The following is a 20,822-nucleotide window of genomic DNA, read 5'->3' as shown; positions in this document are numbered from 1 at the left end:
TACTGATTAAAATTTCACTTTACCATGAGTCTATATTGTATATGTAGACAAGCATTCATTTCAAATTTTCGTATTAAAAAGAAATATGTTTCGGAATTTCCCCTTCAGGTACTTCTCCATCCATACTTAAATAATAATGACGAATCGGACGTAAGTTTTCGTCTAATTCATAAACAAGCGGAATGCTAGTGGGAATATTTAATGAAACTACACCATCACTTGAAAGGTTGTCTAAATATTTTACTAGCGAGCGAATTGTGTTACCGTGTGATGAAATAATTACTTTATTACCACTTTTTAATGTCGGCGCAATTTCTGAATGCCAATAAGCAAGTACTCTCTTCTCCGTATCCTCTAAACATTCAGTTAATGGAAATTCACCTTTTTTGAGTGTTTTATATCTTGGATCGGTCGCTTCATATCGAGGATCGTCTTCAGTAAGAGCCGGTGGTCTTACATCAACACTTCTTCTCCAAATATGAACTTGCTCCTCACCATATTTTTGTGCAGTTTCATCTTTATTCAGCCCTTGCAATGCACCATAATGTCTTTCATTTAGCTTCCAAGATTTATGTATTGGAACCCAAGTAAGATCCATCTCATGAAGTACAATCCATAACGTCCGAATTGCGCGTTTTAATACTGATGTATAAGCCACATCAAAAGTATATCCGTTTTTCTTTAATATTGCTCCTGCTTCTCTCGCTTCACTTAATCCATTCTCTGATAGATCAACATCTGTCCATCCCGTAAAGCGATTTTCAAGATTCCATAAGCTTTGTCCGTGACGAATAAGTACAAGTTTTATCATTATAATTCCCCTTTCGGAAATGTGAATTTTATTGTTCCATTGCGTACACGTATAAAGTATCTAGTAATGTATCTTTTTATCCATTCACTCTATGACCAAATCATAGTTGCCAAATGTATGGATAAAATTTGTTCTTTTTCAAACGATAAAAACAGAAGTTTTTTCATTATTTTTGATCGACTGGTATTTCACGTTTGGATATCCAAGCATCAAAACCTGATCGGCTATTTGCCATTTCATTCATAACTTGGTGCCAATTGTCCTCACATGATTCACCAAATTTTGAAAAAATAGCACCCATTTGTTGTCTTTGTACATCACTCAGTTTTTTCTCTAAATCTGTACCTTTTTCTGTTAAAGACAACTGTTTTACACGTCGATCATGCATAGCTTCATTACTCTCAATTAAGCCCTTTTCCACAAGTTGACGTAGCGGTCCGTGGAGAGCTTGTTTACTTATTTCTAATAGTGATAGTAACTCATTTACACTTATCCCTGGAAAACGTGCGATAAAAAATAAAATTCGATGATGTACTCGTTGAATGCCATATTCTTTTATAATTTCATCTGGCTTTTCAGTAAATGTTTTATATGCAAAATAAAATAATGCTAATGCCTCATTCATCTGTTCTTCTTTATGTTGTGTCATCTACTTTCCCCCTGTATGTAAATTATACCACAATCTAGTAATGAATATTTTAATCAACGCATTAGAACTTATTTAGTCTATTGAAACATTCATTGCATAATTAGGAGATGATTCATTTGAAAAAACAATATACTGTAAGTACATATTTATTGGATAGACTACATGAATTAGGAATTGAACATATATTTGGGGTTCCTGGTGATTATAATCTTGCCTTTTTAGATGATGTGGTAGCACATGAAAATTTAAAGTGGATTGGCAATTGTAACGAATTAAATGCTGCATATGCAGCAGATGGGTACGCTCGCATAAAAGGAATCGCTGCTCTTATTACTACTTTCGGTGTTGGAGAATTAAGCGCTATTAACGGTATTGCTGGCTCATATGCGGAAAACGTGCCAGTTATAAAAATCACGGGTACGCCACCAACAAAAGTAATGGAAAATGGAGCAATCGTCCATCATACGTTAGGAGATGGAAAGTTCGATCACTTTTCCAATATGTATCGAGAAATCACTGTGGCACAAACAAATGTAACACCTGAGCATGCTGCTGAGGAAATTGACCGTGTTTTACGCGCATGTTGGAATGAAAAACGCCCGGTTCATATTAATTTGCCGATTGATGTGTATAATAAACCAATTAATAAACCTACAGAACCAATTTTATATAAACCGATTTTAAGTAATAAAGAAGCGTTGGATAAAATGCTTCTACATGCCACTTCAATAATAAATAACGCCAAAAAACCTGTAATTTTAGCTGATTTTGAAGTAGATCGATTTCACGCTAAAGAAAATTTACATCAATTCGTAGAAAAAACTGGGTTTCCCATCGCGACGTTAAGTATGGGAAAAGGAATATTCCCAGAAAAACACCCTCAATTTATAGGGATTTATACTGGTGATGTAAGTTCTCCGTACTTGAGAAAAAGAATTGATGAATCTGATTGTATTATTAGTATTGGTGTGAAGTTAACTGATACTATTACAGGCGGCTTCACACAAGGTTTTAAAAAAGAACAAGTTATAGAAATCCATCCCTACACTGTGAAAATTATAGATAAAAAATACGGTCCAGTTGTAATGCAGGATGTTTTACAACATTTAAGTGATTCAATTGAGCATCGTAATAAAGATACCCTTGACGTTAAGCCATTTATTTTAGAATCATCACCTTTTACTGAAGAGTTCATTCCAAAAGCACAAATGGTCACACAAAAACGTTTTTGGCAGCAAATGTACCATTTCTTACAAGAAAACGACGTCTTAATTGTAGAGCAAGGAACACCTTTCTTTGGTAGTGCTGCTATCCCTCTACCTAATAACACTGCATATGTAGGACAACCGTTATGGGGATCTATCGGCTACACACTGCCTGCTCTACTTGGTACACAGCTCGCCAATTTATCACGGCGCAACATTTTAATTATTGGTGATGGTTCTTTCCAAGTAACTGCCCAAGAGTTATCAACTATATTACGTCAAAATTTAAAACCAATTATATTTTTAATCAATAACAACGGATACACTGTTGAACGTGCCATTCACGGCCAAAACCAACCTTATAATGATATACAAATGTGGGATTACAATAAACTATCAATGGTATTTGGGGCAGAAGAAAAAAGTCTAACATTTAAAGTAGAAAATGAATCAGAATTAGCAGAAGTCTTAACAAATATAACTTTTAATAAGAATCAACTTATCTTTATTGAAGTTATAATGAGCCAAAGCGATCAACCTGAATTGTTAGCTAAACTCGGGAAAAGATTTGGTCAGCAAAATTCTTAATATAAAAGCATAACCTAATTATACAATTGGTAGTGTAAAACTTGTTTTGAGAATAGTTTCGACAATCAAAATACATAAGGAAAAGGATGGAAAGCACCATCCTTTTCTATTTTAAGAGCGTTCTTCGACTAACGCCCCGTGCGACAAGCAAAAATTCTTAATCCATCTTTAACTTTATAGCTTTTGTCGCAATAAATGTTTTAATATGCTTATCTAATATCCTTGTTCCACCAAAATCATCCTCATAAAAACCTGTTATAGCAAAACCAGCTTCAATTTGGCCTTGGATTTGGTCTTCTAAAGTATGCGCATATTCTATTGTTTGATTTGAATCGATGTAATCTTGAACTTCATCCTCTGGTAAATAATCCAATATTGATGAAGGAATTGAATGTTTAACATCCAGAATACCTTTTTGTTCTTGGTTATCATCAAAGATCCATAGTAACGGATTTGTAAATCCAGCAATAAGAATACCTTTATTCTTTAAAACCCTAGAAACTTCATTCCATACAAGATGAACATCTTTTACAAACAAAAATAAGCTACGCTTTTTCTTTTTTATTCAGCAAGAGTTAACTGCCAAGATACACCATACTTATCATTTAACCAGCCAAACTTTTTACTAAACGGATAAGAACCTAAAGGCATAAGAATCGCTCCATCCTGCGCTAGTTTATGAAAGACCGTATCAATTTCTTCTTCTGTCTCACAAGTTACATAAAGAGACATAGCTGGAGTGAATGTAAAATTATGATTTACATAACTATCAATACACATAAACTCTTGGCCATTTAGCGTAAAAGTTGCATGAATTACAGTTCCCTCTTTACCAGGTCCATTTTCATCATAGCGAGAAATACTTACAATTTCTGATTGATCAAATAGCGACGTATAAAAATTCATTGCTTCCTCAGCTTTGCCCTCAAACATTAAAAACGTAGTAATTTTTTGATTTGCGTTACTCATATGGAGACAGCCCCTTGTTATGTATTTATGTAAAACATACGTCACTCAAAAAACGAACGTATATTCCTATGAATATATTGTCTATAAAAACGATGAGTTTGTCAATTATCTACTTTATTATTTCTTCTTAAATAATGCTGTCCAAAGAAATGATTCTCCAAACATTTCATTCGGTTGTTTCATTTGTTTCATCCTTCTAATCTCAATTACCTCTAATTCTTTAAATATCTCTCTTAACTTTTCTTCCGAGTATGCAAGACCACCTTGTAGACTCCATTCTCTATATACGTCCCAATCTGTTATTTCTGATCCATTTCGCTCATCTAAATCGCCTGCTGCAAAACATGTTAATCCGAAATAACCACCCGATTTTAATGAGTTTTTAATTAAATCCACATAATTTATTCTTCTATGCGGTGGAATGTGATGCAAACAGCCCGAATCATATACAAAATCAAATTCGTTTTGAACCTCTAAATTAAAAATTGAATCACAAATAAAATGAATTTCTACCCCTTTTGCCAATGCCCTTTCTTTTGCCCAGTTAATGCCTTCTACAGATAAATCCACTGCTGTTACATCAAATCCTTCATTCGCTAGATAAATTGCATTTCTACCCGGACCACATCCAAGTTCTAATACTTTCCCTTTTAAAACTCTCTCTTTTTGTATATAAGAAACTAGATTCTCATCTGGAACATTTTCAAAAAACGGAACATCCTTTTCTCTATTCTCATAAAACTCATTCCAAAATGGTTCAGCAGGTCTTAATAATGAATCAAGCATTTTTAAAATATCTTCTTGTGTGTGTAACATTTCAGTTTTCATTAATACCCCTCCATAAATTAATAGTCAGAAAATTATTATATATCTTTTCGAACTTTCAAACAAAGAAAAAACTCCTATATTCAATAGGAGTTTTTGTCTTTAAAATCCGAGTATAGCTAACCATTTTAACAATTTCTCTTCTCGCGCTTTTAAATCATCATTCCTAAACTTGCCTAGTTGTATTTCACTAACAACTTCTCCGTCCTCCATAAAAAGAACTCTTTCTGTTTTCTCTGCTACCTATACAACATGAGTCACTTAAGAAGGTTACTTTGCTGAAAAATAAAGCCGATTTCGTTAAGGGATATTTTTGCTAACGCCTCTTCTTTCATACATGTTATTTCATACAATCATACTTTTCTAATAAAATAACGCTTTTGTTCACTTTTTTGATACATTTACGAAACATTCATGTGTTACCTTCATTAAGTTCTTTTCTTTTTATAATGTCGTGTGAGATATACCAACAGAGGAAGCCCTAGATCCCCTAATCCTAGGGCTTTTTTATAAGAATTTTATACATTTTATTATTTCCACTAACTCTTTAAATTGTATATACATAATATAAAATTTTCATGTTGTTATATTTTTTGATGGCCTCTTATCTTTCCTTAAAAGGCTTTTTTTCAAATAACGCTTTTATTTAATTTATATTTAAAAAGTTCCTTTTCATAAAGACTTCCCTTATATGCTATACTCATTCTTAAATAATTGTATAAGGAATGTTAAAAATGGATGATAGATCGTCAAGACAATGGAAATTGCGACAAAAGTTAAGAGCACTGAAAACCAAAAACAACAATGACACAAACCCTTTGTTTAGTGAATGCCTTGAATCCCTAGGAAACGAAACTCTCATTTTCTCCCAAGAAAAAAGCCAGCAGATTGCTATTATTTTAATGAATTCATTTCCTATAACTGTCTCGGGAAGAATAGATTGGGAACAGATAGATAACCAATTCATAGCTTCGAACAAAGAACAACTAATTTCCCTTATTAGAGCAAACCAACTAGATTTTGACGAACAGATTTTTATAATATGGGATAACTATGAAATCCCTGTAGTAAGTACAAATCTTGATAAAGTATTCCAATCATTAGTTGACGTTGATGCAGTCAGTTTTTATTACTGGATATTAGACAAAGAATATAGATTCGTAATTGAAATAAATGATAAAGAATTGATTAGGATTGGGTTTCGCTAATACTCTAAGCATATTTCCTCATTCTACTGATCTGCAAAATTTAAATTGTATTATTTATCAAAGACTTAAAATATACGAATGTCACGTAAACCGATTGGTGTTAATCATGTTTATGTTTATAATTACGTTGATTTGGATAACTTGCATTTATAAAATGTAAATGTTTTACAAATTCAAGTTAAACAAACATTGTTATATCAAGGTTTGTTTGACCTAACATGTTATATTCTTGATACTAAGACGGTTTTTATGAGCATTTCGTATAAGTGTGATTTAACTGATTAAGACTATTTTTAAAAACGACATATCAGCGATAATTTATGTCTATTCTGTATAAGTGTTAGCAAGATCGTTTGCAAACTTGTTAGCACTTTTTTAAAACTTAAACCAGAGGAGATTCATACAATTTAGTAACAATGTAAAATTGTATTTATCAAGGATAAACCATTTAACAAATAGTTTGCAGCACTGAATGATTTACAAAAGAATACCCATCGATACACTACGAATAAAAATAATCAGCTAATCGAGGGAATATAATTATTTTTATTTAATTCGCACTTGTACTTCTTGTTCTTGTATTACTTGAATGATTAACTCCAATACAATATTTTGTATTAACTGATGCTCATTATCATGAAGTTTACTTTGTTCTGATATGTATTCAATACATTGATATATATACCCTTCTACCAATAAGCTCCCTTTTTCAACTGTAAGTGTATTTTGCTCATTCTTTTTTACCTTTGGTATTAAAAATTCGGTTTTTGTCAAAATAATCTCCTGTTCAACCTCTTTTATTCCAATCACTTTTTCTTTAAATACAACCTTTTCTCGCAAACTAATTTCACCTTTATATCTTCCTATTTCTATTGGTAGTTTCGCTGTAATAAAATTATTTACGTCTTCCCCATTTTCACTCTCTAATATTATACTGTGAATAGGAATCCATGAAGATGCCTCTACCTTATTCTCTTCTTTATTCCCTTTATTTTTTTGGTTATATAATTCAAAATGAATTCTCTTCTCATGAAGATTTAAAGAAACTAATTTACAATAACTATCCGAATAATATTGTTGCACTGTAGTTAATAACTTACAATCTAATTCACGCCCTTCTACACCTTTTTCATTCCTAAATACAAATGCTTCTTGATTTTTAACATTTATTTTGGGAAATATTTTAAAACTAGTTACTTCTGAAAAAATAGAAAATGGAGTTTTGACCACCAGTGAGCGTATTAAAGGCCCTATTTGTGATCCAGACGCTTTACCTTCTTTCTCTAATTTTGATGCTACATATTCTCCCTTTAATTCAGGTGGTATTTCTTCTTTTCCCCCTCTTTTTTCGTGTAAATTATCTTGTATATTCAGTTTTTTATACTTGTAAATTTCATCCCATATCCCCTTACCAATCCATGGATTTTTCATCACCATCCCCCCGTCTGATGAAATTCAAAAAATTTGTTTTTTGTATGTGACCATTTCATCATTATATATGTTGTATAAAAATAAAAAAGAAATTGTCTTTTTAACAAAGACAATTTCTTTTTATTTTTATAGTGCTACTTGTACTTGTTGTACTTGTAAAACTTTTAAAGTAAGATCTAGTACAATTTTTTCACGAAGCGTATCAAATGGTTCGTTTAGGTTTGTAGGACAAGGTGAAAAGTCTAATTCAAAAAATTGAGCGCTTACTAATTCACAATATGGTTGTTCGTTATAAAAAACTGCATTTTCAAAGAAATATTTGTCTAGACGTGGTAAATCACCGTTTTTAGGATTTATAAAATGAGAAGTAGTGTCCGAAGAAGAAGCTACTAAAGCTAATGATAGAAAATCACCTTCTGTCAGATCTGCAAAACCAGAAAATGGAACATTTGCAATACGATCATATAGAACTCCATTACACTCGTCATTTGCATATTCAATATTTTTACGAATATAGCCTTGTACAAATAATTTCGCTCTTGTAACTCGTCGGTAAGGTGTACCTGGTACTGGTACGAATGCTACAGGCACTAACTTACATTGTGTTAAAAATACGTTTTTTAAGATGCGTTTAATTTCGACTGCTGGAGGCTCTAATGAAATATCAGACTCTACAACAATTTGAAGCGTTCTTTCAGCTAATACAACTGGAATCTTTACAATAGGTGCTCCTGGAGTAACAATTGGTGTTGCAGTCTCATCACTTAATGGTGTTTGGGTTTGTCCCGCTACCTGACATGGTACATTAATTGGACATTGTTCGCTCATGTTTTATGCTCCTCTTTTTATAAGATTTTAGAGTTTATGAAATTTTCAAACTCATAATACTTGTATATGTCTTTCTTCTACTAATGTTTGGGTTCTATAGTAGCCTTTTTAATCATTATCATTAAGTTAGTATAATCTAATCATTTTTATTGAAAATTCTGAAAATTAATATTTTTAGAGGAATACAAATTCTGTTTTCAACGTATCTCGCAGATTCGGTAAAATTATGAAGTCTTTATTACATGAGTTATCTTGAATTTAATTTTGGATATCACGATATGAACATGGTTACCAAATGATGATTTTTATTTTTATCAAGCTATATATTCGTAAAAAATCGCTTTACATATACTGAAGTTTTATTTGTTGTTACATAAAATCTTTTACCTATTCAATTTTGAAATATACATTCAAGACAGTATACTCCAAAATAAGAAATTATTTTAAATTAGAATATTTTCTTTGATAAATGTGTGTTGATTAATTTCATAATCAGTAGTTCTATCCACTCTCCCTTAAAAATTAGCATAGTTTTTATGAATTCTATATCTAGTAGAAAGCTCTCTATCATATAAAAGTATAATAATAGGTTAATAAACAAGCAGTTTTTTTACTAAAACATAGAATAATACTGACCCTAATTGAAGGGAGGCATAAAAGATTTCCTGGAATAATGATTGCTGAAAATTTAAAGACAAGCACCATTGTGATGACGATAAATTTAGATATATTATTTAAATAATTTGTGTTATAGTTTCAAATATTAATTAATTACAATATTTTTCAAAAAGAGTATACATAGTCATATAAATCATGTTATTTTGGATAGTTTGTTCTTTAAATTAGGAATTAAATAAAGAATTATAAAAACGCGCTAGGTACAACTAAGAAAGAAACAGGATAAAGAATAAGTCATATTACCTGTAGTAATAACACTAAGTGAATTGCACCTCTTATAAGTGACTTGTGTATCTCTTACTGCGTTTGAAGTTAATTGCCAATATTTCGTGTCGTTCTTCTACAAGACATTGCGTAAAACCGTTTGGTTACCAATTCCACCAACGTAATCTTCAACATCTTTCATTCACTTCATTAAATTGTCCTGTTGCTTGATTTTGTGCTTCTTGAACTTTTTTATTCAACTCTGTTTTTGTGGTTTCAATATCTTTGTTGACTTGCTCTAAGGTATCTTCCTTTACTTTGTCCATATCAGGAACAACCGACTCCCAATTGCCATTCTTCCATAATTTGAGGATGCCAGGCTTGCCGTTTGAAATATCTAACCATAAGGTTTTTCCATTTTCTAAACCGATTGTCGGTGGTTTTGCGCTTTCAATAATTTTTGTTTGATAATTTTTAAGGTTTTCTTGTACTTTTTCTGCTAACTTTTTTGCTGCTTCTGATTCCTTTTTCACAACATCAACTTGTTCATTTGTCTCTTTCACAAGTTCTTCCAACTTATCTAACAAGCCTTTATTTGCTTTTCCAGCTAGACTGCCCATAACTTGGGCATACATGTGATCTAACAGACTTCTCGTATCTTCTACTTCTTTAAAATCAACAAAATAATATTTATCATTTGCCGCATTTGTATCACATTCATCCGCTGCGATAAGACGTGCTTCTAAAAACAAAGGTGGCGTAAATTTTGTATCTTTGAAATGGACAATATCGCCCTTATTTACTTTTTCATGAGATAAACCAAATATCTTTTCTAATGCAATTGGAGTTACTTCATACTGTACAGTGCTATTAATACGTTTCTTTAGTTCCGCTTCCGTTAGTTGTTTTAATCTTTCGGCTGACATATTTTGATCTTCTGTTTGTGGACTATAGATGTCATATTTGTGTGAACCATCTTCTGTCCAACGTTGTAAGGCATCTGCATCAGCGACGTATAACTTCCCACCGTTAATCTTTTCAAAAGTTAGATACTCACCTGTTTCTTCGTTTACTTCAACAGTAAAATCCTGTAGCGGTTCTTTTAAACTTTTCCTAGCCACTCCGCCATGCCATGTACTACCTGCACCAAAGTTATCTATAACAAAGCGCTCACTATCTGACTTTAGAGTTCCTGTGTTTTCACCTTCGTTAGTGTTTGGACCATTTTGATTCCAACCAACCATTGTTTTCATTTCATCGTGCATAACAAGCTGTTCTTTCTCGACTGTTCGTTCTTCCACAGAAACAGGGTATCCCATACGAAAATGTTGAATTTCTTCTTCCTTTTTTCGTGAAATATCAATAAAAGTAGAGGGAGTTTCTACCTTAACTATGAACGTAGGATCAGAATATTTACTCTCATTATTCGATATATTTGTAATTAATCTACTTCCTTGTAATTTGAAATCTATTTTTCTCCTTGGGCCTAGTTTATAAGGCATTGGACAAATGAATTTTAAGGTGCCTTTTCCTAAACTCATAAAATTATCAACATTAAAATCTTCATCAATAACAGCTATATATGTTCTATCTAGTTTTGTATCAAAAGTTAGCTCGGTTGCTTGTTCAGTAATTAACCATGTCGCTATTTCTTCTTTTAACGTTTCTAAATCTGTTCCATCTGGAACGATAATTCCCACAGGGACAGAAAGTCGACGAGGATCTGTTTCCATTCCTAATAATCTTGCGCCTGGATATCCAGGCGTGTTTAAGAATTTACGTTTTAGAGGTTCCCATGTTGGCGGGCTCCATCCTCTTTCTAGTTGGATATATTCTTTTCGTTGATTGTTGAATGTAAAAGAGCTCATTTTGACACTCCGTTTTTTTATAAAATAAAAGAAACCCAAACCTAAAAGGCTGAGTTTCTCTTTTCTTCTCTTTCTTGATACTCGGTTGTATAGCCGATAAGTACCGCGTGCCACGTCTCTTCCTTCTAAATTTACGGGTACTTCAATAAATCTCCACCAAGCATTGGAATAACTCCACCGCCAGATGATCCGAAAGAATTATTAATGACTTGATTTGATACACTATTTGTCATGGCTTGTCTACTGTTTGACATACTTCCATATACACCACTCATGACGGTCTTTAATCCTCCTAATTGGCTTGCGGAAGTAGCCATCATACGGCTTATATTATCCATTAATTGATTTTATAGATTATAAAGGTATATTATGAGTTGTGTTTTCCGCCACTTCTCACAATACAAATATATCACGTTAACTCCAAAACGACCGGCACATTTCCTGCCAAAAAACGGCCATAACCCTTTCACTTTTTATTATCTGATTTACATATAATTACAATGAAAAATGCAATTATGCTCACAAAAGAAGGGATTATTTTTAATCCCTATCTTTTGTGATTGTAGTATTTATGAAATTAGAGCTATCAAAGAGATGTATATCAATAAAGGCTGATGTTAGTTTTCATCTTTATCATTTTCTGATTTCGTAGCAGTATCTTTAAAAAAATCACCTGCTAAATTAAGTAGTTTCTTTCCACCTTCACTATTCAAAAGATTCATTAAAAATACCGGATCTTGAACCTTTTGAATAAGAGCTTGCATAAATACGGATTTAGCAACACCTAATATCTCTGTCGAAGTTATTTTTATATTAAAATATGGAATATTAATTTGGAATGGCGAATAATCAGATGAATTATTTTTCTGTTTTTTTAATGTTTCATCAGTCGTTCCATTGATTGCTTCATTGGTTGTTTCATTATTCGTTTTGGAAAGTGTAACAGCTTCGGCCGCTATTATTCGACTTTTCTTCTGAGTTACTTCGGTTATTGGAATAGATGAAGTTTGATACGAAACATTTTTATTAAAATATGGGCTAGATCCCATTTTTTTCTCCTTTCATAACGAACACATTATATATTCTAAACATATATTAAACTATATTGATGAAGGATTACTTCACACTACGTGAAGCAACCCTTTATTTATTCTTGGTGATATAAGAAGGTTGTTACTTAAAAACCACCATATCCGCACCAGCTTGCACCAACGATAATAAGCAAGATAAACAATACGATTAGTAATGCAAATCCTCCGCCATAACTACCACAACCACTTCCATATCCTTTTTCTGCAGCCAAGATACACTCCTCCTCTCTAGAAAAAAATGAAGTTCATAAACTAGCAAAAACAAGCAGCGCCAACGATAATAAGCAAGATAAACAATACGACTAGTAATGCAAATCCTCCGCCATAACCACAACCACTTCTATATCCTTTTTCTGCAGCCAAGATATTCCCCCCCGATCCTATAACAAAGATGCGTTTCATAATAACTAACAGAAGTTCTATTAATTTAACTCGTAATGAAAACAAGCTAACAGAAAAATAATTTTTCATTGCAGTCATGTTGTACTTGCTTATCACTACACTGACACTATATGTATTGGGCTGTAAACGGTTATGTGCTTTTATATCAACTTTTCCATTTTTGAGGAAAATGTCATTGACCATTTTTAAAATCGTTATATTTATATTAATAATTTTATAACCCACATTTAAATTTAATCATTCGTATCTTTTTCTCTACTTTGACGATTTGAAATCATTATCTTCTTAATCCATACTATTTTCACTAAGTAATTAATATATTATTTCAAGTTCTCTATGACTTACCCATATCTTATATTGTGTGTAACTGAACCCTTTGCTGAATCCCTTGGTATCATTGAATTTATAACACTTTCTTTTTTGAGTTACATAGTACAAAATTTATGAGTAACTGTAAGGAATACCACCACATTGCTACCAAGCTAAGAATATGAATTTTATCAATCCATGTTTTTCGTTTGCATATTGGCTAGTATAGAACAAAAGGTTATCAAATGCCGAGGGAACTCTCAGCAGATGATAACCCTTTGAACTAGCGTATCAATAATTTAATTAGATAACCTCACAAATATATTATTGAACCACCCCAAATACATTAATTTCAGCGGCACTTGTCCATGGATTGTTGTTTACCTCGCTTAATGCACGTAGTTTAATATAACGACCTGTCTTGTTTACAAAGCTGACCTCTTTCAAGTTAATATTGTTTGCAAAAGCACCTATGGATACCGCTGTTCCCCAGTTTACTCCATCACTACTGACGTAAAACTCATAGTCCTTAATCGTTCCATTTATTTGGCCGTCTTGCCTTGGCAAGTAGCTGAATTTGGAGAGGTTATAAGTTGCACCTAAATCAATTCGAATCTCGTGCGGCATTGGAGCTACGGGGCTCCAGTTTGTATGCCAAAATGTGTCTTTGTTTCCATCAAAGGCATACGTACCTAAATTGTACCAATTATAACTATCTATATATTTTAGTGTCCAGTTTGTTTGTGGAATTAAACTAGCTTCTTTTGTTGTGACTGCTACATTCATAGCAGAATTACTTGTACTTGTCGTTGTAATCGTTACTCCTGATTTTTCTCCCGTGTAGGTATTACTATTCGGATTAGTTTCTGGACCAAAGGTAGCAGCATGATTTTGATTCGTGTAATAGAACGGGTCTTGGTATTCACTGACTGATTGTTCTATATCAATGAAAGGATGCGGATCACTGGAATTATTATTCATGGATTCATCAATATGCCAAACTGCAATACCACCAGAATTTGTTGGTAAGCTCGCATCATACCCAACCTTTGCGCGATTCTCAACTAAAAAATACGTATTATCCTTTAAAGGAATCTTTAACACATTATAATTATTTGGGATAGCATTTAGAGTAAAGTTATTAGTGGTATTTACTACATTTGGTGTTACAAATCCTAATTTTACTTTTGACCAAGCATCCATATGACCCGGTGTAGCTCCATAATCTTCTCCTTGTAGACTATTCCAAGATCCATTACCCATTATACTTAGGCTACCCACACGATTATTATCACCATATAGATCTGGCAGGCCAAAGGAATGACCTAACTCATGAGCAGGGATACCAATTGTTGCCATATGACCATATTGTTTTTCACCCTGCGCCGTATACATGCCTGATACCGTAACACCATCGTGATTTGTATTTGGAGCATACGACTGATGTGCCCAAATATAAGGAAGTGGAGCACCAGGAGCAGCCTGTTCATTACCAGCAAGAAAACTTACAATGTAGAAGCCATCTTTAGAGTCAATGACTTGATCATTATTAGTATCAAGACTAGCAAAATCCACTTGAGAATCAGCTTTAGCCAGTGCATCTGTTATAACCGTACCCATACTTTTTCCCGATGTACTCGGATGAGCGTAATCTAATTTCACTTTAACCACTCCATCATTTTGAGTACCATATGTTTCAGGAGCTGGAGTTATCTGTACTTTTCCGTTACTTACTTCATTATAGTAATTCTTAACTGACTTTTGATTTGTAGAAAAGAATTTGTTACTCCAGTCGTTATCGTTATATGCAATATCAACATCTGTAAACCCAATTAACAAAACAAGTAATTTTTTGGTTCCTACAACTGGAGTGACAGTTCCATCAATATTTTTTGGTGATTCTTTTTGTAATTTATTCATGTGCACCTGTTTTTTCTTTGCTTGAGGGTTGTATTTTTTTATCCACTTATTCAAATTGTCCTCATTTAACGCCATTGAAGGCTTCTTATCGATTTTATATTTTGTACCCGTTGATATCAGTTCATCTGATGTAAGCTCAGCGTAATTCCAATATCCCTTCTGATCTTGTAAAAGTATGTCGCCATCCTTTGTACTTACCCAGTGGAACCATTCATCTCCATGTAACGTGCCTTCAAAAGTTTCGCCTGACGGCTGCTTCATTTTGACAACTCCCTCGTATGCTGGTGCGGCAAAAGCGTTCGTTTGAACATACAAAACACAAATCAAAGAAAAAACGAACATGAACAGGAACTTTAAAATTCTTTGCATAAACATTCCCCCTTTTTCAATTGTGTGTGAAATATTCTGTTGATAGCCAGACTAGATTCATACATGGAATAGATTGAAAGATACATTTGTATAACACTAACAGAATACCTTTAATTATAATTACAGGAAATTGAAAAAATGTTAATTTTTTATCCAGATAAATATTTTCTCAAGATTATCCAATAAAACAGGATTGATAATGGTAGTTCTTCAGAGAACTACTGATTTTCTGCCTAAAATGTGTCTTAACGTAACATGCGAATTTTTTTGATGTGGCGATCCCATCGCAATCAGGCTAAGGTTTTAAACTATCCCAAAAGAAAAAGCAATGATTAAATTTTAAACCTAGTCATTGCCTTATCCATTGCATCTTGATTTACACCTATATAACGTAACGTGACCTTCTCTGACGAGTGATTAAATATCTCCATGAGCAATGCTATGTTTTTCGTTTGCATGTACATGTGAGACCCGTATGTTTTTCTCAATGTATGTGTTCCTATTTCATCTAATCCAAACTCTGCCACTGCTCCGCTTAATATCTTATATGCCATACTACGACCAATTGGACGATTCCTACCTTGTCTACTTTGCAATAAATACTCATTATCTTCCCTTTCTTCGATAAACCATTTAAGCTCTCTTTTCATTGCTGCAGTAATTTGTATTCGTTTCTGTTTCCCAGTTTTCATTTCTCTCATAGATATATGACTACTTTTAACATCTCCTACCTTCAATTTCAAAATGTCCGAGATTCTCAGGCCTGTATTGATTTTCATAATGAAGAGGATGTAATTGCGTAAGCTCTTTTCCTTAAAATACTCTTTAAGCTGCTGTATTTGTTCTGGATCACGTATTAGCTGAACAAAATTCATTATTCATTACCTCTAGTTTCTTCAGTCTCATAAACTTCTAATCTAAGAGCAAAAGCAAGTTTATAAAATACTCTAGCCTTAACACGTCGATAAGTACGCTCACTCATGCCGATTTCGTTATATACCATATAATCACATACATCTTCATCTTCTAGATAACGCTTAATGATGATGTCTCTTTGCTCCCTTCCTGCACGCCCATTACCCAAACGACTAAGAAACTGGTCAATACGAAATGATGTTTGCTTAATCCATTCTTCTCTTTTACTTTGTTGAATATTAGCCATCGCTACATCTTCTAATGGCTTTCCTACATCATTTGTAGATCCGTGATATCTAATTTCATAAGAAGGAGTAACTTTCATTTCTTCACGCATCATTCCAAACTGTCTATATAAATGTACATTTTCGAGAGCACCTTCTAATTTTTTCTGCGTTGCTACTCTATCGATTTTTGGTAAGAAAAATAATTGTTTAGTCATGTAAGACCACTCCTGTTTATTTTTAAATTATTTTTGTCTTAATGCTCCGTGTCTTCGTTCATAACAAGGTCTATGTATTCCCATTAAATCACCAATTTCACGAGTACTTAATTTCTCTTTTTGTTTTTTCTTATTTTTCTTCTTTCCTTGCTTGGATTGCTTTTTCCACTCGCGTAATTGTTCTTTTAGTGCCCTCATATTTCCCCATCCCTCTTTTCAAAATAAAAAGAACACCTATTCCTAAAACAGCTTTAATTGCTGCTTTAATGAATTGGTGCCCTCTAGTTTTCTAGCCGGACTATATTCTGTTTGTTTTACTTTAAAAGGATTATTTTGTTAAAAAATTCATTCTAACTTATAAACACTATCTTTTTCTTATATTTCCCATTAAAATTTAATAGAAATATTCCGATAACAAAGGAGCAACCTATGAAACATAATATAAATCTATGGTCCTTTATTTTTTCATTCGTTTGTATTGCTTGTTTTCTTTTATATCTTGAAGTATGTACACCTGAAATAAATGCATCTTTTATAAACGCCGTTTATTTTCACCCTTTATTTTTCGTACTCATTTTTTCAATAGGAACTTTTTTTGCTGGTATTAAAGGATTCTCTAAAGTAGATAATTGGATATCAATGCTTAGAAGCATAGTAACAGTTCTACTAACAATGTTATTATCAGTGTTTTTAACACTAACTTTGATTGTGGGCTATGCATTAAGTTAATCGTAGTTCTTCACGAATAAAAACCAATATTCCGTCAATACTGTAGACACATGGTTATCTTTCTCCGATTTCCTTATATAAGCAGTTAGCTTTTGCTAGCTGCTCTTTATTTGTACAAGGTACTCAATTGACTGGCGCACATATAATATCCTGAGTTCCTTTCTTTATAAAATAGTCGTTATAAAATGAGACTCGTCACGAGAGCACTTTACTAAGTGCTCTTTTTATATTCCAACTTAATACAAAATGAAAGTTTGATTAAGCTTATTTTTACTACCGCATAACATGTTTAATTCTGCTTATAATATAGTTGTAACTTAAAGTTACATATCATTTACTTGTAGGGCCTAATCTTCTTTTGTACAACAAGCAGTTAGCTAATTAAGCTGGCTGCTTTGTTGTGCAAAATGAAGTTTTTATACGATTTTAAACACATTTAAAAATAAATTCATATGATATTATTCCTCTCTTTTACAAAATGGATTTTGGTCAGAAGAGCACTTTTACAAAGTGCTCTTTTCCCATGGAATTAAAGCTCTACAAAATAGAGTTTTTGTTCAAATTAACGATCATACAATTGGACGGATTTACTAGTATTTTTACCAAAAAATTCATGATATGGTTAATTAGTCGAGTACGTCATTACTTGGCACTTCCCCTTAGAAGCCCCGCGGACAATCGGGGTTTCTTTTATCAATATATATTTGTCAAAATAGTTAGTTGAGTGTTAAAATATCATAGATTCTCCTTAGGGAGTTTTCATGTAATTAAACAAGAGTTTACAAGTTCTCGAATCTTCGCCCCTTGGAGCGCCCTTCAAGGGGCTGAACTAATTAAAATAACGATTTTGTTCACTTTTTTGATACATATATGAAACATTCACATGTTATCTTCAATATGTTCTATTCTTTTTGAAAAACCATGTGAGAATACCAAAACAAGAAGCCCTAAATCTAGGGCTTCTTGTTTTCAAATAAGGATTTTGTTAAAAACTACACATTTATTAAGAACATGCATAAAATATAATGTGGTATTCTTTTTCAATATTATTTTTTATCCGAGAGCGCCTTGAATGGCGCTCTTTAATTTCTAAATAACATTTTCAGATAATTACGAGAGCGGATTTTATTATGTCTTACAAGCACTACTTCACTTTATTAAATAGACTATATAGATATCTAAAAGAAGGGAGCTTTAAATTCATATGGCTGATTACTTTTATAAAGATGGTAAAAAATATTATAAAAATCAATCGCATTCCAACAATCAAAAAAACAACTGTTTTATTGAAACTCATACGATAGCTGGTTCTGCAGAAAATGCAAATGGGAATATACCTGTATCTGTTTTCCTTGAAACCACCGCTCCACAAACTGTATTTGAGGATTTTACAAACAATCATAATAAAACATTAATTCAGTTATTCGTTGTCGGTATGAGTGCACCCGTTCAAGTAACTATTCTAACAAGAAGATCTAACGTACCAATTACTACTACATTACAACCTGTTCAAACAAAAATATTTCAAGTTGAAGATTTTCAAAGTCTTACTCTTACAAAGCAAGAAGGTTCTACTAGTGTAGTTAGTTTATTTGTTCAAAAAACATTCTGTATATGCTGTAACGATAATAACGATTCATGTGATAAATATTACCACGAATGTAATTGATAGATTAAATCACCAGAAGAACCCTTTATATAAAGGGTTCTTCTCCTTTAACTCCCCCACATTTTCCGGTTTTTATTAAACTAACTATTTTGTTAAAAATCTTTCTTCATTCTTTTTAGATCAAGTAACATATCTTACTAGATAAGGATATATTCCACAAAATTTTGAAAGGAGGACTTTTTATTAACACTACTTTAATTTCTCATTTTTATAACGAAGAGTATCTGCTTCCGTGGTGGTTAATGCACCACACAAAATTATTTGATCATGGCATTCTTATTAATCGTGGGTCTACTGATCGTTCGGTTGAATTATGCAAATTATTTGCACCTCATTGGGAAATCCGTGAATCAAAGGTACTAGAGTTTGATGCCATTTTAGTTGATCAAGAAGTAATGAACATAGAAAAAGAAATTACGGGATGGAAAATGGTACTAAATACCACTGAATTTCTTTGCTGTGTTGATAAGGAAGCCTTTTTCTCATCTCTTGCCAATTTAGGGCAAAAGATGTATGCTATTAGAACTATTCTGATGGTGGATGACCCTGCTCACGGTTATACCAATCCCAGATACGGAATCCCCCTTGTCAAACAGCGTTATCATGGGAGAATAATCCCTCCTAATCCACCTGCTCCATACTATGGTGGTAGATTAATCCACCATTATTCGCATGGTAACTATTGGGCAGGGCGACATTGGTCACCTCATCCATTTATCGTTTACATGTATCCTGCTTTCATTTTAAAATTCTTTTACAGTCCCTGGAATACTGCTATGAAAAACCGAAAATTACAAATTGGGCCTACTCTTTCTAAACATAGCATCCAGCGTGACTTAGGTACTCATCATCTGGCAACACTAGATAAATTAGAAAAAAATTATATACACTTTACAACCTCAACTACTGATCTTCGGTTAAACCCGGAATATCAAGTTTTATTTCCAGATTTATGTTTTCCTAACTTACAGTAATGTCCTTAAAAAAACATTCATATATATTTATCAGATGCACTTTGAAATCCCAGAGTATCGAATACTTTTATGAGTCGACTGACCAACAATATTCGATTTATCTTTAAAAATTTATTAAAAATAACTTAGATACAAAAAAGCTACGTTTTATATAGGATAAAAATTTTTTTACGCAAAGGAGCTTGATTATTTGTGAATTTCCAAAATGATAACAACTCTAACATTCACAAACCTTGCACTTGTCCATCCCCCACGGCTAATAGCTTAAATGTTGTTCAAACTACCCCATCAATAGTTTCTGTAAATTCCGCGATTCCACTAGATACCGTGGCAAATTCTAATGGTACAGCAATCTCGTTCACACCACCAACAACTGTTTTACTTGAAGGTGGAAGAACCTATTTGGCAATCTATGAAGTACAAGTTATCATTCAACCAGGAGGTAATTTGGCAGGTATCACTATGTATCTTAATAATAATCCAATCATTGGATCTGGTACTTCTCTGGGATATACTGCAGGATTCACTTCTGTATCAGCACCCGCAATTTTCACTACACCTTCAGGTATAACAAGTACTCTTACTATTAATGTAGGACCATATTCTAATACATTAAATACATTGGGCTTGACTCTTGCTGTTGTAGCATTAACATAGTTAAATCTAATACTTTCTAAAATAAATTTCTTTGTCCTTTAACTGCGGTTTGGAGTTAACCTCTTAGAACTCACTATAACT

The 20,822-nt window shown here is 32.8% G+C and carries 20 protein-coding genes and 3 pseudogenes; 6 read left to right on the top strand and 17 right to left on the bottom strand.

Annotated elements, in window-relative coordinates; genetic code table 11:
• Positions 1–73: 73 nt before the first annotated feature.
• Positions 74–811 carry a 2,3-diphosphoglycerate-dependent phosphoglycerate mutase gene (gene gpmA / locus BLT20_RS09955; RefSeq protein WP_000594152.1) on the bottom strand — a complete coding sequence of 246 codons (738 nt, stop codon included), beginning with the start codon at positions 809–811 and terminating at the stop codon, positions 74–76.
• A 166-nt stretch (positions 812–977) separates the two neighbouring features.
• On the bottom strand, positions 978–1,460 hold the full coding sequence (locus BLT20_RS09950) for a MarR family winged helix-turn-helix transcriptional regulator (RefSeq protein WP_000191888.1): 483 nt from the start codon (positions 1,458–1,460) through the stop codon (positions 978–980).
• Positions 1,461–1,567: 107 nt separating this feature from the next.
• On the opposite strand from BLT20_RS09950, the gene BLT20_RS09945 reads away from it, so the two are divergent.
• Complete coding sequence (locus BLT20_RS09945; protein WP_002025806.1) at positions 1,568–3,253, top strand: alpha-keto acid decarboxylase family protein; 1,686 nt, start codon at positions 1,568–1,570, stop codon at positions 3,251–3,253.
• A 157-nt stretch (positions 3,254–3,410) separates the two neighbouring features.
• Here the strand turns inward: BLT20_RS09945 and BLT20_RS09940 are convergent.
• The 4 genes and pseudogenes from BLT20_RS09940 to BLT20_RS31320 all read right to left on the bottom strand — a co-directional run.
• A pseudogene (locus tag BLT20_RS09940) lies at positions 3,411–3,791 on the bottom strand (SAM-dependent methyltransferase); the annotation flags it as partial.
• Positions 3,792–3,814: 23 nt separating this feature from the next.
• Complete coding sequence (locus BLT20_RS09935; protein ID WP_000063587.1) at positions 3,815–4,222, bottom strand: VOC family protein; 408 nt, start codon at positions 4,220–4,222, stop codon at positions 3,815–3,817.
• A 117-nt stretch (positions 4,223–4,339) separates the two neighbouring features.
• Positions 4,340–5,050: a class I SAM-dependent methyltransferase gene (locus BLT20_RS09930; protein WP_000846112.1), complete on the bottom strand. Its 711-nt coding sequence runs from the start codon at positions 5,048–5,050 to the stop codon at positions 4,340–4,342.
• 99 nt (positions 5,051–5,149) lie between these two features.
• Positions 5,150–5,290, bottom strand: a pseudogene (locus BLT20_RS31320) (ABC transporter ATP-binding protein); the annotation flags it as partial.
• 491 nt (positions 5,291–5,781) lie between these two features.
• Here BLT20_RS31320 and BLT20_RS09920 point away from each other — a divergent pair.
• The gene (locus BLT20_RS09920) at positions 5,782–6,255 is read left to right on the top strand and encodes a CDI toxin immunity protein (RefSeq protein ID WP_000342724.1); all 474 of its coding nucleotides are present in this window, start codon (positions 5,782–5,784) and stop codon (positions 6,253–6,255) included.
• A gap of 546 nt (positions 6,256–6,801) precedes the next feature.
• Here BLT20_RS09920 and BLT20_RS09915 read toward each other — a convergent pair.
• From BLT20_RS09915 to BLT20_RS30535, 11 genes and pseudogenes are all read right to left on the bottom strand, one after another.
• Positions 6,802–7,686, bottom strand: coding sequence for a BC_2427 family protein (locus BLT20_RS09915; protein WP_000795504.1), 885 nt, complete (start codon positions 7,684–7,686; stop codon positions 6,802–6,804).
• A 126-nt stretch (positions 7,687–7,812) separates the two neighbouring features.
• Positions 7,813–8,514, bottom strand: coding sequence for a CsxC family protein (locus BLT20_RS09905; RefSeq protein ID WP_001294982.1), 702 nt, complete (start codon positions 8,512–8,514; stop codon positions 7,813–7,815).
• Between the two features lie 1,070 nt (positions 8,515–9,584).
• The gene (locus BLT20_RS09895) at positions 9,585–11,264 is read right to left on the bottom strand and encodes a distal tail protein Dit (RefSeq protein WP_002025803.1); all 1,680 of its coding nucleotides are present in this window, start codon (positions 11,262–11,264) and stop codon (positions 9,585–9,587) included.
• A 41-nt stretch (positions 11,265–11,305) separates the two neighbouring features.
• Positions 11,306–11,611 (bottom strand): annotated as a pseudogene (locus BLT20_RS09890) (phage tail tape measure protein); the annotation flags it as partial.
• A 270-nt stretch (positions 11,612–11,881) separates the two neighbouring features.
• Complete coding sequence (locus BLT20_RS09885) at positions 11,882–12,313, bottom strand: hypothetical protein (RefSeq protein ID WP_000535863.1); 432 nt, start codon at positions 12,311–12,313, stop codon at positions 11,882–11,884.
• Positions 12,314–12,441: 128 nt separating this feature from the next.
• Positions 12,442–12,567, bottom strand: a complete 126-nt coding sequence (locus tag BLT20_RS09880) for a YjcZ family sporulation protein (RefSeq protein ID WP_000718601.1) — start codon at positions 12,565–12,567, stop codon at positions 12,442–12,444.
• A gap of 40 nt (positions 12,568–12,607) precedes the next feature.
• On the bottom strand, positions 12,608–12,718 hold the full coding sequence (locus tag BLT20_RS09875; RefSeq protein ID WP_000718602.1) for a YjcZ family sporulation protein: 111 nt from the start codon (positions 12,716–12,718) through the stop codon (positions 12,608–12,610).
• Positions 12,719–13,390: 672 nt separating this feature from the next.
• On the bottom strand, positions 13,391–15,355 hold the full coding sequence (locus tag BLT20_RS09870) for a M6 family metalloprotease domain-containing protein (RefSeq protein ID WP_001188936.1): 1,965 nt from the start codon (positions 15,353–15,355) through the stop codon (positions 13,391–13,393).
• Between the two features lie 332 nt (positions 15,356–15,687).
• Positions 15,688–16,230 (bottom strand): site-specific integrase, encoded by a 543-nt coding sequence (locus BLT20_RS09865; protein ID WP_001012102.1) that lies wholly within the window; start codon positions 16,228–16,230, stop codon positions 15,688–15,690.
• Positions 16,230–16,712, bottom strand: coding sequence for an ArpU family phage packaging/lysis transcriptional regulator (locus tag BLT20_RS09860; protein WP_000166128.1), 483 nt, complete (start codon positions 16,710–16,712; stop codon positions 16,230–16,232). Before BLT20_RS09860 ends, BLT20_RS09865 begins: the two co-directional genes overlap by 1 nt.
• 27 nt (positions 16,713–16,739) lie before the next feature.
• Positions 16,740–16,910: a hypothetical protein gene (locus tag BLT20_RS30535; RefSeq protein ID WP_001202055.1), complete on the bottom strand. Its 171-nt coding sequence runs from the start codon at positions 16,908–16,910 to the stop codon at positions 16,740–16,742.
• A gap of 231 nt (positions 16,911–17,141) precedes the next feature.
• Here BLT20_RS30535 and BLT20_RS30990 point away from each other — a divergent pair, with 231 nt between their 5' ends.
• From BLT20_RS30990 to BLT20_RS09825, 4 genes are all read left to right on the top strand, one after another.
• Complete coding sequence (locus tag BLT20_RS30990) at positions 17,142–17,441, top strand: hypothetical protein (protein ID WP_000682208.1); 300 nt, start codon at positions 17,142–17,144, stop codon at positions 17,439–17,441.
• 1,204 nt (positions 17,442–18,645) lie between these two features.
• Positions 18,646–19,110, top strand: a complete 465-nt coding sequence (locus tag BLT20_RS09835; protein WP_000796389.1) for a hypothetical protein — start codon at positions 18,646–18,648, stop codon at positions 19,108–19,110.
• A gap of 242 nt (positions 19,111–19,352) precedes the next feature.
• Entirely contained in the window at positions 19,353–20,084 is a 732-nt protein-coding gene (locus tag BLT20_RS09830) for a hypothetical protein (protein WP_000546544.1), read from the top strand.
• A gap of 192 nt (positions 20,085–20,276) precedes the next feature.
• Positions 20,277–20,741: a hypothetical protein gene (locus BLT20_RS09825; RefSeq protein ID WP_001010965.1), complete on the top strand. Its 465-nt coding sequence runs from the start codon at positions 20,277–20,279 to the stop codon at positions 20,739–20,741.
• The last annotated feature ends 81 nt before the right edge of the window (positions 20,742–20,822 follow it).

The sequence above is a fragment of the Bacillus sp. cl96 genome (genome assembly GCF_900100505.1).
Lineage (GTDB): Bacteria > Bacillota > Bacilli > Bacillales > Bacillaceae_G > Bacillus_A > Bacillus_A cereus.
Note: the sequence above shows the minus strand (reverse complement) of the source record. Positions and strands in the feature narration are given on the sequence as shown.

Bases quoted from the DNA above. Each gene is read 5' to 3' on its own strand.
- gpmA (WP_000594152.1), bottom strand. From the start codon at position 811: ATGATAAAACTTGTACTTATTCGTCACGGACAAAGCTTATGGAATCTT.
- BLT20_RS09950 (WP_000191888.1), bottom strand. From the start codon at position 1,460: ATGACACAACATAAAGAAGAACAGATGAATGAGGCATTAGCATTATTT.
- BLT20_RS09945 (WP_002025806.1), top strand. From the start codon at position 1,568: ATGATTCATTTGAAAAAACAATATACTGTAAGTACATATTTATTGGAT.
- BLT20_RS09935 (WP_000063587.1), bottom strand. From the start codon at position 4,222: ATGAGTAACGCAAATCAAAAAATTACTACGTTTTTAATGTTTGAGGGC.
- BLT20_RS09930 (WP_000846112.1), bottom strand. From the start codon at position 5,050: ATGAAAACTGAAATGTTACACACACAAGAAGATATTTTAAAAATGCTT.
- BLT20_RS09920 (WP_000342724.1), top strand. From the start codon at position 5,782: ATGGATGATAGATCGTCAAGACAATGGAAATTGCGACAAAAGTTAAGA.
- BLT20_RS09915 (WP_000795504.1), bottom strand. From the start codon at position 7,686: ATGAAAAATCCATGGATTGGTAAGGGGATATGGGATGAAATTTACAAG.
- BLT20_RS09905 (WP_001294982.1), bottom strand. From the start codon at position 8,514: ATGAGCGAACAATGTCCAATTAATGTACCATGTCAGGTAGCGGGACAA.
- BLT20_RS09895 (WP_002025803.1), bottom strand. From the start codon at position 11,264: ATGAGCTCTTTTACATTCAACAATCAACGAAAAGAATATATCCAACTA.
- BLT20_RS09885 (WP_000535863.1), bottom strand. From the start codon at position 12,313: ATGGGATCTAGCCCATATTTTAATAAAAATGTTTCGTATCAAACTTCA.
- BLT20_RS09870 (WP_001188936.1), bottom strand. From the start codon at position 15,355: ATGCAAAGAATTTTAAAGTTCCTGTTCATGTTCGTTTTTTCTTTGATT.
- BLT20_RS09865 (WP_001012102.1), bottom strand. From the start codon at position 16,230: ATGAATTTTGTTCAGCTAATACGTGATCCAGAACAAATACAGCAGCTT.
- BLT20_RS09860 (WP_000166128.1), bottom strand. From the start codon at position 16,712: ATGACTAAACAATTATTTTTCTTACCAAAAATCGATAGAGTAGCAACG.
- BLT20_RS30535 (WP_001202055.1), bottom strand. From the start codon at position 16,910: ATGAGGGCACTAAAAGAACAATTACGCGAGTGGAAAAAGCAATCCAAG.
- BLT20_RS30990 (WP_000682208.1), top strand. From the start codon at position 17,142: ATGAAACATAATATAAATCTATGGTCCTTTATTTTTTCATTCGTTTGT.
- BLT20_RS09835 (WP_000796389.1), top strand. From the start codon at position 18,646: ATGGCTGATTACTTTTATAAAGATGGTAAAAAATATTATAAAAATCAA.
- BLT20_RS09830 (WP_000546544.1), top strand. From the start codon at position 19,353: ATGCACCACACAAAATTATTTGATCATGGCATTCTTATTAATCGTGGG.